Origin of the sequence: Citrobacter meridianamericanus (genome assembly GCF_041320245.1) — a bacterium.
Lineage (GTDB): Bacteria > Pseudomonadota > Gammaproteobacteria > Enterobacterales > Enterobacteriaceae > Citrobacter > Citrobacter meridianamericanus.
Genome location: NZ_CP101036.1, coordinates 2506137 through 2521102, shown reverse-complemented (window position 1 = coordinate 2521102; position 14966 = coordinate 2506137). Strand labels below are relative to the sequence as shown.

16 protein-coding genes are annotated in these 14966 nt (G+C 49.5%); 8 read left to right on the top strand and 8 right to left on the bottom strand.

Annotated features, from left to right (window positions below; genetic code table 11):
- Positions 1-10 precede the first annotated feature (10 nt).
- The 6 genes from NMD08_RS12120 to pspA form a co-directional block, all read right to left on the bottom strand.
- A complete protein-coding gene (locus NMD08_RS12120; protein WP_187252351.1) occupies positions 11-1303 on the bottom strand; it encodes an ABC transporter substrate-binding protein in 1293 nt (430 codons plus the stop codon).
- Between the two features lie 16 nt (positions 1304-1319).
- A complete protein-coding gene (locus NMD08_RS12115) occupies positions 1320-2999 on the bottom strand; it encodes a sugar phosphorylase (RefSeq protein ID WP_370620168.1) in 1680 nt (559 codons plus the stop codon).
- 190 nt (positions 3000-3189) lie between these two features.
- Positions 3190-3420 carry a phage shock protein PspD gene (pspD, locus tag NMD08_RS12110; RefSeq protein WP_370620167.1) on the bottom strand — a complete coding sequence of 77 codons (231 nt, stop codon included), beginning with the start codon at positions 3418-3420 and terminating at the stop codon, positions 3190-3192.
- An 8-nt stretch (positions 3421-3428) separates the two neighbouring features.
- Entirely contained in the window at positions 3429-3788 is a 360-nt protein-coding gene (gene pspC, locus NMD08_RS12105) for an envelope stress response membrane protein PspC (RefSeq protein WP_151219345.1), read from the bottom strand.
- On the bottom strand, positions 3788-4012 hold the full coding sequence (gene pspB, locus NMD08_RS12100; protein ID WP_151219346.1) for an envelope stress response membrane protein PspB: 225 nt from the start codon (positions 4010-4012) through the stop codon (positions 3788-3790). The genes pspC and pspB overlap by 1 nt, the downstream gene beginning before the upstream one ends.
- Positions 4013-4066: 54 nt before the next feature.
- Positions 4067-4735, bottom strand: a complete 669-nt coding sequence (pspA, locus tag NMD08_RS12095; protein ID WP_151219347.1) for a phage shock protein PspA — start codon at positions 4733-4735, stop codon at positions 4067-4069.
- 156 nt (positions 4736-4891) lie between these two features.
- Here pspA and pspF point away from each other — a divergent pair, with 156 nt between their 5' ends.
- Together pspF and NMD08_RS12085 are read left to right on the top strand one after the other, a co-directional pair.
- Positions 4892-5881, top strand: coding sequence for a phage shock protein operon transcriptional activator (pspF, locus tag NMD08_RS12090; protein ID WP_187252349.1), 990 nt, complete (start codon positions 4892-4894; stop codon positions 5879-5881).
- 95 nt (positions 5882-5976) lie between these two features.
- Positions 5977-6621 (top strand): QnrB family quinolone resistance pentapeptide repeat protein, encoded by a 645-nt coding sequence (locus NMD08_RS12085; protein ID WP_370620166.1) that lies wholly within the window; start codon positions 5977-5979, stop codon positions 6619-6621.
- A gap of 91 nt (positions 6622-6712) precedes the next feature.
- On the opposite strand, the gene NMD08_RS12080 is transcribed toward NMD08_RS12085, so the two are convergent.
- Entirely contained in the window at positions 6713-7621 is a 909-nt protein-coding gene (locus NMD08_RS12080) for an SDR family oxidoreductase (protein WP_370620165.1), read from the bottom strand.
- 357 nt (positions 7622-7978) lie between these two features.
- Here NMD08_RS12080 and NMD08_RS12075 point away from each other — a divergent pair, with 357 nt between their 5' ends.
- The 6 genes from NMD08_RS12075 to sapF all read left to right on the top strand — a co-directional run bounded on the left by NMD08_RS12075 (position 7979) and on the right by sapF (position 13994).
- Positions 7979-8371, top strand: coding sequence for a YdeI family stress tolerance OB fold protein (locus NMD08_RS12075; RefSeq protein ID WP_187259596.1), 393 nt, complete (start codon positions 7979-7981; stop codon positions 8369-8371).
- A 340-nt stretch (positions 8372-8711) separates the two neighbouring features.
- Positions 8712-10355: an ABC transporter substrate-binding protein SapA gene (sapA, locus tag NMD08_RS12070; RefSeq protein ID WP_151219351.1), complete on the top strand. Its 1644-nt coding sequence runs from the start codon at positions 8712-8714 to the stop codon at positions 10353-10355.
- Entirely contained in the window at positions 10352-11317 is a 966-nt protein-coding gene (sapB, locus tag NMD08_RS12065) for a peptide ABC transporter permease SapB (RefSeq protein ID WP_151219352.1), read from the top strand. The genes sapA and sapB overlap by 4 nt, the downstream gene beginning before the upstream one ends.
- On the top strand, positions 11304-12194 hold the full coding sequence (gene sapC, locus NMD08_RS12060; RefSeq protein ID WP_151219353.1) for a peptide ABC transporter permease SapC: 891 nt from the start codon (positions 11304-11306) through the stop codon (positions 12192-12194). Before sapB ends, sapC begins: the two co-directional genes overlap by 14 nt.
- Positions 12194-13186: a peptide ABC transporter ATP-binding protein SapD gene (gene sapD, locus NMD08_RS12055; protein WP_003020556.1), complete on the top strand. Its 993-nt coding sequence runs from the start codon at positions 12194-12196 to the stop codon at positions 13184-13186. Before sapC ends, sapD begins: the two co-directional genes overlap by 1 nt.
- A gap of 1 nt (position 13187) precedes the next feature.
- Positions 13188-13994, top strand: coding sequence for a peptide ABC transporter ATP-binding protein SapF (sapF, locus tag NMD08_RS12050; protein WP_151219354.1), 807 nt, complete (start codon positions 13188-13190; stop codon positions 13992-13994).
- A 40-nt stretch (positions 13995-14034) separates the two neighbouring features.
- Here the strand turns inward: sapF and NMD08_RS12045 are convergent, their stop codons facing one another.
- Positions 14035-14724, bottom strand: coding sequence for an EAL domain-containing protein (locus NMD08_RS12045; RefSeq protein WP_151219507.1), 690 nt, complete (start codon positions 14722-14724; stop codon positions 14035-14037).
- Between the last annotated feature and the right edge of the window lie 242 nt (positions 14725-14966).

Genomic DNA, 14966 nt, shown 5'->3' with positions numbered 1-14966 from the left:
CATTTCCCCATTAGCGCTGTTCAATAAGGTCATCCAGTTTTGTCTGGCTTGCCTTGATAGTCGATGAAAGGTCAGCTTTTCCTACCGTCACGTTGTGCACCATGGTACTCACGACACCCGAGCCGGTTACGTCGCCCATGCGGGTAAAGTTCTTATCACCCACGGCGCCAAAGACCTGAATATTTGGCAGTTCGGCAATCAGTTGATCGGGTAATTCACCCAGCGCTTTGATGACAGTGTTATCTTTCCATGTCGGGGTATTCACCACCGCTTTGTTGACCGGCAGCGCGGCCCCTGGCGACATCATGACCCAGTCCGCAATGTTGTCGGCCTGTTCCATAAAGATGACAAATTTCTCTGCTGCTTCTGTTTCTTCAGATTTTTGGCCCGCGGTAATGGTTAGCGACGTCAACATGCCGTAAACAGCGGAAGTTTTTTCTGTCGGGACCATAAAGCCGACATTTTTAGGATCGCCCTCTTTAATCACCGCCGGAAGGATATAGGTAGAGTAAATCGCCATCGGCGCCGTGCCGTTCATGAAAGCGTCTTTAACTTCCATGATGTCGTTAGAGCCCGGCATAGTGTTCATGGCAAGTTGGCGGTAATACTGCAGCGCCTGGGTCATCTCAGGCGTGTCGAGCGTTATCTTTCCCTGCCCATCAAAAACGTTGGCCTGGTTAGAAAGCGCGAACTGGGAGAATGACTGTTCGGTCAAAACGCTTTCCGCCGTAGGCAGCGCAATACCGTATTTCTTACTGCCAGGATTATTGAGCTTCTGCGCCGCTTCCAGTAGTTGCTGCCAGTCTTTGGGTTCCTGAAGTCCGGCTTTAGCCAGCACATCTTTGCGATACCAGATCCCGCCAATCCAGGCGCTGACCGGAACTCCGGTCCATGCAGTTCCGTCTTCAGTGCGCACTATACGCAGAACGCCATCATAAAAAGCATCTTCACCTACGCCGTTGATGACTTGCGCCACCGCTTTACGATCGATAAGGGATTCTTTATCCATAACTTTCGCGTAGTCATGGCTGGTTTCAATCACTTCAGGCAATGAACCGCTGCGCGCCAGGGTAATGACTTTGGTGTTGTAAGCATCTTCTTCCACTGGAACCTGTTTGACACTGATGCCCGGGTTCTCTTTTTCAAAACGCTCAATCAGTTTCGCAATAACCGCCTGACGCTCCTGCTCTACAGAGGAGTGCATAAATTCAATCGCGACAGAGGACTTTTTATCATCCTTGCACCCGGAAACCAGGGCGCAGGAAACCAGTGCTGAAATCAGCACAATTTTAGCTTTAAACATGAAATGTTCCTTTTTATTACTTAACCCACATGACCTGCCAGGCGTGCAACGTTAATTCCTTACCCGAAATAGCTTTATCGCTAATCAAATCAAATCCATTTTCAATATCAATACTAATGGTTTGAGTATGATCGCTGACATTAAATACCCCGGTAATTTTTTCGCCTGTATCTGCCGTACGTTTAATTAGCATTACTGCCGATGTAACACTACTAATTTGAAAATCACTATCAGGATGAAAGGCTTTATTATTACGACGAATGACGATTAATCTGGATAATTCATGATAAACAGCATGGCGCAAACTGGTTTCATCTTTCAACTCTGCTTCTATTTGTCTTACCGAATATTTTTTACGATTAATCGCACGGTTGTACCCTAATATTTCCACCCCTTCATAGTCATTTCGTGATCCAAGAATGCTTTGAATATAAACCGCAGGTATGCCCGGAAAACTCAGCAAAATGGCATGTGCGAGAATAAATCGGGAGAACCGTTCGGCATCACTGCAATTACCAGGCGTTAGCGCATCCAGATATGTCACGTTAATTTCATACGGACTGCGGCTACCATCAGGATTATTTTTCCAGTTAACCAGCGCGCCTTCCTGCTGTAATTTTGTCACCAGTTGCGTGATTTCATCTTCAGGTAACAGACCCCGTAATGGGTTGAGACCAATACCATCATGTGATGCAAGGAAATTAAACCAGGTCGTCTCCCTGGAGGGGAGTTCCAGTGATTGTGCCCACTGACATAAAGTTGTCGTATCCTGGCGTTGTACCGCATGCAGCACCAGCGGAGGCAGCGAGAATTGGTACACCATGTGCGCCTCATCATGACCGTTACCGTAGTAAGACACGTTATCCTTATGCGGAACGTTCGTTTCAGTAATGATCGCCGTACCCGGTGCAGCAACTTCTGCAATCGCGCGGAACAGTTTAATAAGCTGATGCGTTTTATCCAGATGAATACAGGTCGTCCCCGGCTCTTTCCACATAAAACCAACCGCATCCAGGCGGACATAATCCGCGCCCTGCTCAAGATAACTCAGCAGCACATCGACCATCGCCAATAACACCAACGGATTGGCATAGTTGAGATCGATCTGGTCGTCGCTGAACGTCGTCCATAAATGGCGCACGGTATTATCTTTCAGCGTAAAAGGTGTCAGTAACGGTAATGCGCGTGGACGCGTTACGTTGCTCAGGTCCATTTCAGGATCCATTGCAATAAAGAAATCCTCATAACCGTCAAGCTGTTGCAAATAGTTATTAAACCATTCACTTTTGGCTGACATATGGTTACAAACAAAATCAAACATCAGTCGACTGGATTCATCCAGTTGCTTAATATCATTCCAGTCACCGGTCTCTTCAGCAACCTGATGATAATTAATCACCGAAAAGCCATCGTCCGAAGACCACGGATAGAATGGCAACAAATGCACATGAGAAAATGTCGACTTAAGCCATTTATTATAAAACTGATTAAACGTCGGCAGCGGTTTCTGATCAGCCCCGTGGAATTGATCGGCATAGGTAATAAGAACAACATCACCCTCGTCCCAATGCGTTTTACGCTTTTTTTTAATTAATTTCTGTGATTTTTCTAAACGTGCAACCAGCGCTTGATAGTGACATGAAGTCAATGCATCACCATAAACTTCAGTCAGGCATTTTTGGATCTTTTGATTCACTTTTGATTTCCGTGGTAGCGGTCCCATGAATCAAGAGACTACTCTGACGAAAATAAGCTGTCAATCAGCCGAGGTACTCCTGAGGGGGGTATAAAAGAAATTTGGCAGCCAAAAAATCGTATTTGTGAGCTGCCGCAAATTAACTGAGGGGATGTTGATTAGTTGTTGCTTGCTTTTGCTGATTCAGATATCAGGTTTGATTACCTGAATAGCGTTTCGACAATTTTGCCGCAGCCCGACTCAATACCGGCTCCAGAATCAGCGCCAGCAGCATTTTTAGCGGGCGTCGGGCGACGGATTTCACCGCCCACCCTGCTACCCCCGCCGGGCCGTAGCGCAGCGCAGTCAGAAGCCCCAGCTTACCTGCTATTTTGAAGCCCGGCTTAACCCTTTGCCCGGCACGTTGCCAGCGATTGTTCATTTCTAACCTCACAGTTGGCGGAAGCGGCTGCGTAATGAAAAGGTATCAGACGTCACATAACGCTCCATTTCACGCAAACGCTTTTCACTTGCGGCCAGCTCACGATCGACAGCGTCCAATAGTTCACCGCTTGAAGGCTGCTGCTCGCCGGAAACCACATTGTCCGGCATCGGGTCCAACACAAACGTCAGCACGATGTAGGCGACGAAGGTAAAAAAAGCCAGACCAAAAAAGACTGACAACACCACCAGGATCCGTACCAGCTTCACAGGCACATCGAGATAATGCGCAATCCCAGCACAAACCCCCTTCACCATGCCCCGCTGCGGAATACGCCACAGTTTTTTGTTCAGGTTAACGCCTCCCATTAGCGGTCCCTCCAGTTTGGATGTTCAGCATCAAGGATGTCTTCCAGCGCCTGAATGCGCTCGCGCATCCGCAGTGCGTCATCGTTGAGTTCGACCAGACGTTGCTGTTCACTTTGCGACAGTTCGCCACGACTGGAACGGTTGCTGTAATGCAGCCAGAGCCAAATCGGTAAAACAAACAACACAAAGATGGTTAACGGGATAGCCAGAAATAGCGCGCTCATGAGTACTCCTTACAGGTGATGAGCGGCGGCGCGTTCGGGCGCCGCCAGATGTTATTATTGCTTGTCTTGCTGCATTTTGGCTTTAAGTTGCGCCAGCTGCTCGCTGATTTCATCATCTGCTTTCAGGTCAGCAAATTGCTGATCCAGAGACTTCTGTTTGCCGAAGTTATGACTTTCAGCCTCAGCCTCCATATGATCGATACGTCGCTCGAAAGATTCAAAGCGCGCCATCGCTTCATCCAGCTTGCCGCTGTCCAGTTGACGACGAACATCGCGGGAAGAACTCGCCGCCTGATGGCGCAGCATTAACGCCTGCTGACGAGCCCGGGTTTCACTGAGTTTATTTTCCAGCTCACCGATCTCTTTTTTCATACGCGTCAGCGTATCGTCAACCAGCGTCACCTCATGCTCGAGAGAAGCAATCAGGTCGGTCAGTTTCTGCTTTTCGATTAACGCAGAACGCGCCAAATCTTCTTTCTCTTTGCGCAGCGCCAGCTCGGCTTTTTCCTGCCACTCTGCCTGTTGTGCACTCGCCTGTTCGATACGGCGAGATAATTGTTTCTTTTCTGCCAGTGCGCGGGCGGAGTTTGACCGCACCTCAACCAAGGTATCTTCCATTTCCTGGATCATTAACCGCACCAGCTTCTGCGGATCTTCAGCCTTTTCCAGCAACGCATTAATGTTGGCGTTCACGATGTCGGCAAAACGAGAAAAAATACCCATAATGTAATCCTCACTTACTGTTCTGATATCGGGCGATGCCCTGGCTGTTTACGTATTGCACTTGGCGTGCCAACTTTTTAAGATATTGATTTTAATAATTATATCTAATTTTACCTGACGAGATAATTAGGGTAAATTGGTGAATAACACTAACAAATGGTGAATTTCATCATGGCAGGATACAAAGACAATCTACTGGGCGAAGCAAACAGCTTTATTGAAGTACTGGAGCAGGTTTCTCATCTGGCACCGCTGGATAAACCTGTACTGGTTATTGGTGAGCGAGGTACTGGGAAAGAGCTTATCGCCAACCGCCTGCACTATCTCTCCACCCGTTGGCAAGGCCCGTTTATCTCGCTTAACTGCGCGGCCCTCAACGAGAACTTGCTGGATTCCGAACTGTTTGGTCACGAAGCAGGGGCTTTTACCGGGGCGCAAAAACGCCATCCAGGGCGTTTCGAACGTGCTGATGGCGGTACGCTGTTTCTTGATGAACTGGCGACCGCACCAATGCTGGTGCAGGAAAAACTGCTGCGCGTAATTGAATATGGCGAGCTGGAGCGTGTCGGCGGCAGCCAGCCCTTGCAGGTTAACGTTCGCCTTGTTTGTGCGACCAATGAAGACCTGCCACGTATGGTCAGCGAAGGCACTTTCCGCGCAGATCTGCTGGATCGTCTGGCCTTTGACGTGGTGCAACTGCCCCCGTTACGCGAGCGTCAAAGCGACATCATGTTAATGGCCGAGCATTTCGCTATTCAGATGTGCCGCGAGATCGGGTTACCCCTGTTTCCTGGGTTTAGCGCTGAGGCCAGAGAAACCCTCCTCCACTACCGCTGGCCGGGCAATATTCGTGAACTGAAAAACGTTGTTGAGCGCTCCGTATACCGGCACGGTACCAGCGATTTCCCATTGGATGAGATAATCATTGACCCCTTCTGCCGTCACGTTTCGCAGCCGCAGGTAGCGGAAACAACACCGGCATCTGTTGCATTACCGCTGGATCTGCGTGAGTTCCAGCGGCTGCAGGAAAAAGACTTGTTACAGACCAGCTTACAGCAGGCAAAATTTAATCAGAAAAAAGCCGCTGAATTATTAGGTTTGACTTATCATCAGCTACGCGCTTTGCTGAAGAAACACCAGATTTAATCTACTTTTTTCTACGTGATATTGGATGGTTTGACGCATAACGTTAAAACAGCTTAACATGCCATTCCACTGTATAAAAAGACAGGCACCAGATTATGACGTTGTCATTAATTAGCGAAAAAATTGACAGAAACCGCTTCACCGGTGAAAAAGTTGAAAATAGCACTTTTTTAAACTGTGATTTTTCGGGCGTCGACCTTAGCGGTACTGAATTTATCGGCTGTCAGTTCTATGATCGAGAAAACCAGAAAGGGTGCAATTTCAGTCGCGCAATGCTGAAAGATGCCATTTTTAAAAGCTGTGATTTATCAATGGCGGATTTTCGCAACGCCAGTGCGCTGGGCATTGAAATTCGTCACTGCCGCGCACAGGGTGCAGATTTTCGCAGTGCAAGCTTTATGAATATGATCACCACGCGCACCTGGTTTTGCAGCGCATATATCACTAATACCAATCTAAGCTACGCCAACTTTTCGAAGGCCGTGCTTGAAAAGTGCGAATTGTGGGAAAACCGATGGATGGGAACTCAGGTGCTGGGTGCGACCTTCAGTGGTTCAGATCTCTCCGGCGGCGAGTTTTCGTCGTTCGACTGGCGGACTGCAAATTTTACGCATTGTGATTTGACCAATTCCGAACTGGGTAATTTAGATATTCGGGGCGTCGATTTACAAGGTGTCAAATTGGACAGCTACCAGGCCGCGTTGCTGATGGAGCGGCTTGGTATCGCTGTGATTGGTTAACATTCAGGGAGCGGTAAGTACCGCTCCCGCCCTTATACGAGGGTGTCCGCACTCACCTTAAAAGTGACTTTAAACGCAGAGCGCATGAGCGTCAAAGAGTTCCTGTCCCCCCATCAGAGCACCAGACCTGGCCGGATGTATAGCTGTTCTCTTCAGCGGCCAAAGTGACATAAAGCGGCGCAATCTCCACCGGTTGACCAGGGCGACCCAGCGGCGCATTTGCACCAAATTTCTCCACTTTTTCCTGGGGTTGACCACCACAGCACTGCAGCACAGTCCAGTATGGTCCCGGCGCTACAGCATTTACCCGTATCCCTTTCGGGGCCAGTTGTTTCGCCAGCGATTTAGTAAATGCCACGATCGCTGCCTTGGTCTGAGCATAATCAAGCAGGATTTCACTCGGCTCATAAGCCTGTACCGAGGAGGTATTAATTATCACGCTGTCTGGTGAAAAATGGGGTATAGCCGCTTTGGTTATCCAAAACATAGCGTAGACATTGGTCTTGAATGTTGCATCAAAATCTTCTGTGGTGAGTTCCTCAATTGACTCGCAAAATTGCTGACGCCCCGCATTATTGACGAGGATATCCAACCCTCCCAGTCCTTTTACCGCCTGTTTTACCAGATTGCCGCAAAAAGTTTCATCACGGATATCTCCGGGGATAGCCAAAACATTTCTGCCTGCTTTTTTTATCAGGTCGACTACTTCACGCGCATCGTCTTCTTCTTCAGGTAAATAGTTGATCGCAACATCAGCACCTTCACGAGCATAGGCAATAGCAACAGCACGACCAATTCCCGAATCCCCACCGGTAATTAATACCTTGCGCCCATTCAAGCGACCGCTTCCCTGATAGCTGTCTTCTCCATGGTCGGGACGCGGTTGCATTTTCCCCGCCAGCCCAGGAAAGGATTGTTGCTGCCGTGGAAAAGGCGGCGTCGGAAAACGCGCAGAATTAGTTTTATTGATGGTCTTTTTTTCCTTATTTAAGTTAGTCATTCAATTACCTCTCATTAATTATCACAAAGACTAATAAGCGTAGACCAAAATGAGTGACATGACCTATATTACTCACCTGAACCTAATTCCTCATAATATTAATTCTCGCTCCCACACACCGCTGCATTTATAGCCGAATCACGACTTCAATGTACACAATGAGATTAATCAGGTTTAATATCAAAAATAATAAATAGATATAAATCATAGCTTTATATAAAAATCACCATTTTAATCTCAGCGCACCTATCAGCGTTAGATTTAATTTGCACGTAATCATTTGAGACTTATCCAGTTCGCTTTATTAATAAATAGCAACCATAATTAATATCTCAACCCTCTCAAAATGGAGAACGTATGAAATTATCCATAGCGCCATTATTGTGTTGTTTTTTATTGTCGCCAGCGCTTGCTGATGATATCGGCGGGTTGAAAAAGGATACTGCTCCACCGCCACCCCACGCTCTGGATGAAGGTTATCGTGGGACTGAAGATGCAAGAATCATGACTGTCGAACAGGCCAAAACTATGCATGATGGTGCGACCATTTCTCTGCGAGGTAATCTCATCGAGGATCAAGGCGGAGACAAATTTATCTTTCGTGATAAAACCGGCAGTATCCATACTTTAATTCCACTCGCGGTTTTCGATGGTCGAACGGTTAAACCCGATCAAATGATCAGTATTAACGGTAGTCTCGACGCGAAAATGCAACCACCAGTAATACGAGTAAATAAACTCCAGAAGTAACGCAATAACCGGGAAAGAAGCCACTCTTCCCGGTAGATTTTCATTATTCTCACGGTTTTGCTAATGCTCTCTTCTGCCCGTCATGGTCATTTCTCCCCCTCTCTCCCCTAACATTTTTCTGTCTGCCAGCGAATCCCACGTTTAAGCGAGTCAGATGGGTCATGAAAATGCTAAGATAGTTAATAGAGTATATTCAAAGTGGATAATGGGTATGAATTTTGACCATGTTGCGAGGTTGAATTCGCGGTTATCACCCCTGACGTCCCCAAACACAAACGGTAATGGCAAATGTCATTAAGTATTAGTAAGATAGCCTCTTTTAAAATAACCCTTTAAAATTATGCGCCTGGTTTTATCATCTCTGATCGTGATGGCTGGATTTTTGAGTGGTCAGGCTGTTGCTGCGCCTGAGCAGGCCTCGCAAGCTGATATTCGTGACAGCGGCTTCGTCTATTGCGTCAGCGGACAGGTCAATACCTTCAATCCACAAAAAGCGAGCAGCGGCCTGATCGTCGACACGCTGGCGGCTCAATTGTATGACCGACTGCTTGATGTCGACCCGTACACATATCGACTCGTGCCTGAACTGGCTGAAAGCTGGGAGGTACTGGATAACGGCGCAACTTACCGCTTCCATCTGCGTCGCGACGTACAGTTTCAGAAGACCGCATGGTTTACCCCCACCCGCAAACTGAATGCGGACGACGTGGTATTTACCTTCGAGCGAATCTTTGATCGCCAGCATCCGTGGCACAATGTGAACGGTAGCAGTTTCCCCTATTTTGACAGTCTACAGTTTGCCGATAACGTCCAAAGCGTACGCAAACTGGACAACAACACCGTCGAATTCCGCTTAACACAACCTGATGCCTCCTTCTTATGGCATCTCGCCACACATTATGCCTCCGTGATGTCGGCAGAATATGCGGCTAAGCTGGCAAAACAGGATCGCCAGGAACTGCTTGACAGACAACCTGTCGGCACGGGCCCATACCTGCTTTCTGAGAATCGCGCTGGGCAATATATTCGACTGCAACGCCATGAAAAATTCTGGCGTGGTACTCCGCTGATGCCGCAGGTGGTTGTGGACCTTGGCTCCGGCGGCACCGGACGTCTATCGAAACTTCTGACCGGAGAATGCGACGTTCTGGCCTGGCCTGCCGCCAGCCAGCTCAGCATTTTGCGTGATGACCCACGCCTGCGCCTGACGCTGCGCCCAGGCATGAACATTGCCTATCTGGCATTCAACACCAATAAACCGCCGTTGAATAACCCTGATGTGCGGCATGCGCTGGCGCTGGCCATTAACAACCAACGGTTGATGCAGTCCATCTACTATGGAACGGCAGAAACTGCAGCATCTATTTTGCCTCGCGCCTCGTGGGCTTATGACAACGAGGCTAAAATTACAGAGTACAACCCGGCAAAATCGCGCGAACAGTTAAAAGCGCTGGGGCTGGAGAACCTGACGTTAGAGCTTTGGGTTCCCACCAGCTCTCAGGCCTGGAACCCAAGTCCACTGAAAACCGCCGAGCTGATTCAGGCAGACATGGCTCAGGTAGGTGTGAAAGTGAAGATTATTCCGGTAGAAGGTCGTTTTCAGGAGGCGCGATTAATGGATATGAACCATGATCTGACGTTATCCGGTTGGGCGACGGACAGTAACGATCCTGACAGTTTTTTCCGACCGTTGCTAAGTTGCGCCGCCATCAACTCGCAGACCAACTTCGCCCACTGGTGTAATCCGGAGTTTGACCGCATTCTGCGCAAAGCCCTCTCTTCACAGCAGCTATCATCGCGAATCGATGCCTATGACGAAGCGCAAAATATTCTTGCGAAAGAACTACCGATCCTGCCGCTGGCCTCTTCACTGCGTCTACAGGCTTACCGCTACGATATCAAAGGGCTGGTGCTCAGCCCGTTCGGCAATGCCTCTTTTGCCGGGGTTTCCAGGGAAAAGAAGGATGAGGTGAAAAAACCATGATTATCTTCACCCTGCGTCGATTTTTGTTGCTGCTGGTCACCTTGTTCTTTCTGACCTTTATTGGATTCAGCCTGAGCTACTTCACACCTCATGCGCCGTTACAGGGCGCATCGCTGTGGAATGCCTGGGTATTCTGGTTCAATGGCCTCATTCACTGGGATTTTGGAGTGTCCAGTATTAACGGCCAGTTGATCTCGGAACAGTTGAAGGAGGTGTTCCCGGCGACGATGGAATTGTGCATTCTGGCCTTTGGTTTTGCGCTAATGGTCGGCATCCCCGTTGGCATGCTGGCTGGTATCACGCGCAACAAATGGCAGGACCGTTGTATCAGTGCATTAGCGTTGATGGGATTTTCCATTCCAGTTTTTTGGCTGGCATTGTTACTGACGTTGCTCTTCTCACTGACCCTGGGCTGGCTTCCCGTTTCAGGGCGGTTTGATCTGCTCTACGAAGTGAAACCCGTTACCGGATTTGCCATCATCGATGCGTGGATCTCCACCTCTCCCTGGCGTGATGAAATGCTGATCAGCGCAATCCGTCACATGGTGCTTCCGGTGTTAACGCTTTCCGTCGCCCCTACCACGGAAGTGATTCGCCTGATGCGTATCAGCACCATTGAGGTCTTTGATCAAAACTACGTTAAAGCGGCTGCCACGCGCGGTCTGTCGCGGTTCACGATTTTACGTCGCCACGTGTTGCACAATGCCCTTCCGCCGGTGATCCCACGCCTGGGATTACAGTTTTCGACCATGCTGACGCTGGCGATGATCACCGAGATGGTCTTTAGTTGGCCAGGCCTTGGCCGTTGGCTGATTAACGCGATTCGCCAGCAGGATTACGCAGCGATTTCAGCGGGCGTCATGGTGATTGGTTCACTGGTTATCATCGTCAACGTCATCTCTGATATTTTGGGTGCTATGGCTAACCCTCTGAAACATAAGGAATGGTATGCCTTACGATAGCGTCTACAGCGAAAAGCGCCCGCCGGGTACGCTGCGCACCGCCTGGCGCAATTTCTACGGCGATGCGTCGGCGATGATCGGCCTGTATGGCTGCGCGGGATTGGCGATTCTGTGTATTTTTGGTGGTTGGTTTGCGCCTTATGGCATCGACCAGCAGTTTCTCGGTTATCAGCTTTTACCGCCTTCATGGTCGCGCTATGGTGAAGTCTCATTTTTCCTCGGAACTGACGATCTGGGGCGTGACGTACTAAGCCGCCTGCTCAGCGGAGCAGCCCCGACCGTTGGTGGCGCGTTTGTCGTCACCCTCGCCGCCACGCTGTGTGGTCTGCTGCTGGGCGTGGTTGCCGGTGCGACGCACGGTTTGCGCTCAGCGGTGCTAAACCATATTCTGGACACCTTGCTCTCGATCCCTTCGCTGCTGCTGGCGATCATCGTGGTGGCCTTTGCCGGGCCGCATCTGACGCATGCAATGTTTGCCGTCTGGTTGGCATTACTGCCGCGCATGGTCCGCTCCGTCTACAGCATGGTGCATGACGAGCTGGAAAAAGAGTACGTTATTGCCGCGCGTCTGGACGGCGCAACTACGCTCAATATCCTGTGGTTTGCCGTTCTGCCCAACATTACCGCCGGGCTTATTACTGAAATCACCCGTGCGCTGTCGATGGCGATTCTGGACATCGCCGCGCTGGGTTTTCTCGACCTTGGCGCGCAGTTGCCATCACCAGAATGGGGCGCCATGCTTGGCGACGCGCTGGAGTTGATTTATGTCGCACCGTGGACAGTCATGCTGCCAGGCGCGGCGATTATGATAAGCGTGCTGCTGGTTAACCTTCTGGGTGACGGCGTACGCCGCGCAATTATTGCGGGGGTGGAATAATGCCATTACTGGATATCCGCAACCTGACCATTGAATTCAGGACCGGCGACGACTGGGTGAAGGCGGTTGACCGCGTCAGCATGACCCTCAATGAAGGTGAAATTCGCGGCCTGGTCGGCGAGTCTGGATCCGGCAAAAGTCTGATCGCCAAAGCCATTTGTGGCGTTGCTAAAGATAACTGGCGCGTAACCGCAGACCGCATGCGCTTTGATGATATCGATCTGCTGCGTCTTTCCGCCCGTGAACGACGCAAGCTGGTTGGCCACAACGTTTCCATGATCTTTCAGGAACCGCAGTCGTGTCTCGATCCGTCCGAGCGGATCGGACGACAGCTAATGCAAAATATTCCGGCATGGACTTACAAAGGCCGCTGGTGGCAGCGCATCGGCTGGCGCAAACGCCGCGCAATTGAGCTCCTGCACCGCGTCGGAATAAAAGATCATAAAGATGCTATGCGCAGCTTCCCATATGAGCTTACCGACGGCGAATGCCAGAAAGTGATGATCGCAATCGCATTGGCTAATCAGCCGCGCTTGCTGATTGCCGATGAGCCGACGAATGCGATGGAACCCACCACCCAGGCGCAAATTTTCCGCCTGCTGACGCGGCTAAACCAAAACAGCAATACTACCATTTTGTTGATAAGCCATGACCTGCAAATGCTCAGCCAGTGGGCAGACAAAATCAACGTGATGTACTGCGGACAAACGGTGGAAACAGCGCCCAGTAAAGATCTGGTCACCATTCCGCACCATCCTTATACCCAGGCGCTAATTCGCGCCATTCCTGATTTTGGTAGCGCAATGCCGCATAAAAGCCGCCTGAATACCATGCCAGGAGCCATTCCATTGTTAGAACAATTACCCATCGGTTGTCGTCTGGGCCCACGCTGCCCTTATGCTCAGCGCGAATGCATTGAAACCCCAAGACTGACCGGAGCAAAGAATCATCTCTACGCCTGTCATTTCCCGCTGAATATGGAGAGAGAGTGAGATGGTAGAAACCCTGCTCGAAGTGCGTAATCTGAGCAAAACTTTTCGCTACCGGACGGGCTTATTCCGCCGCCAGACTGTTGAGGCCGTTAAGCCACTAAGCTTCACTCTACGCGAGCGCCAGACGCTTGCCATCATTGGTGAAAATGGTTCCGGCAAGTCCACGCTGGCAAAGATGCTGGCAGGTATGATTGAGCCCACCAGTGGTGAGCTACTGATTGACGATCACCCGTTAAAATATGGCGATTATTCATTCCGCAGCCAGCGTATCCGTATGATTTTCCAGGATCCGTCAACGTCGCTCAATCCACGGCAGCGTATCTCGCAAATCCTCGATTTCCCGCTACGTCTGAATACCGACCTTGAACCTGAACAGCGCCGTAAGCAGATCGTTGAAACCATGCGCATGGTTGGGCTACTGCCCGATCACGTAAGCTACTACCCGCATATGCTAGCCCCAGGGCAAAAACAGCGTCTGGGCCTTGCTCGTGCGCTCATTTTGCGTCCAAAAGTCATTATCGCTGACGAAGCCCTGGCCTCTCTGGACATGTCGATGCGTTCACAGCTCATCAACCTGATGCTGGAATTACAGGAAAAACAGGGAATATCGTATATCTATGTAACCCAACACATCGGCATGATGAAACATATCAGCGATCAGGTATTGGTCATGCACCAGGGCGAAGTGGTTGAACGCGGCAGTACAGCGGATGTTCTGGCCTCCCCGCTGCACGAACTTACCCGCCGCCTGATTGCCGGTCATTTCGGCGAAGCGCTTACCGCTGATGCCTGGCGAAAAGATCGCTAGCAAAATTGCAGCCCTCCTCAACCGGAGGGCCAATTTGCAATCAGTGGTAAAGACTGGGTAAGAGCAGTGTATCAACGTCAGTAAACGCAACCGAAGGGAAAAGGGTTCCCTGCATCACCCATACGCCCGCAGCGCCTGCCTCGTCGATAAGACGTGCTGTTTCCACACCCTCTACCGCAATACGGTTGCAGTATTCACGGATGTTTTTAATCAACACCGGGAACATCGGTTTTTCAACCTGTTCCAGGAAAAACCCACGATCCAGTTTCACAACGTCAAACTGGCTGCAAACCAGTGGACTGGCTCCAACGCTGCCGGATCCAAGATCGCCCAGCCATAAGGCGTTTGGGCCATCGCAAAGCGAATTAATCAGCAGATCATTCAGGCACAGGGTATTCGTCAGGAAACGTTCTGAAAGTTCGAGTGCAATAAAAGGCATTGCACGTAGTGCTGATTTGATGATCGGGTCGCCAATCGCCAGCAGCGCCATTTCTTCAATGAGGTTTAGGGTACAGAAAAGGTTGTGGTTCTCAAACCAATCACGCTTTTCAGCAATTAATCGAATTTGCTCGAGCATGAAATTACGCTTTTGTTCGCTATTCCACGCTGAAATGATGAGCTCTGGATATAACGGCAGAACCGTATCTGAAACAAACCGGGCGCTCATCTCTACACCCAGTAACGTATCAGTGGTGTCTCTCATCGGTTCCGCGATGAAATGATAGTGCATAAGACCACTCCAATTGATCATAACTTCCTGATAATGCACTTTTAATCACAATCAATCAATAATATCGATCAATGAATCAATATTGATCGATAAAAGCAATATACAATAACTTACTGAATATTATACGTTTATGTATTTTAAGAATGTTCCAGTATTGCCATAAGCTAAATCATAAGCTAGTGAAGACAGATTGTCTTTTAATACCTGTGTATCGATGCATTTTATTCTTTCTCAACTACTCC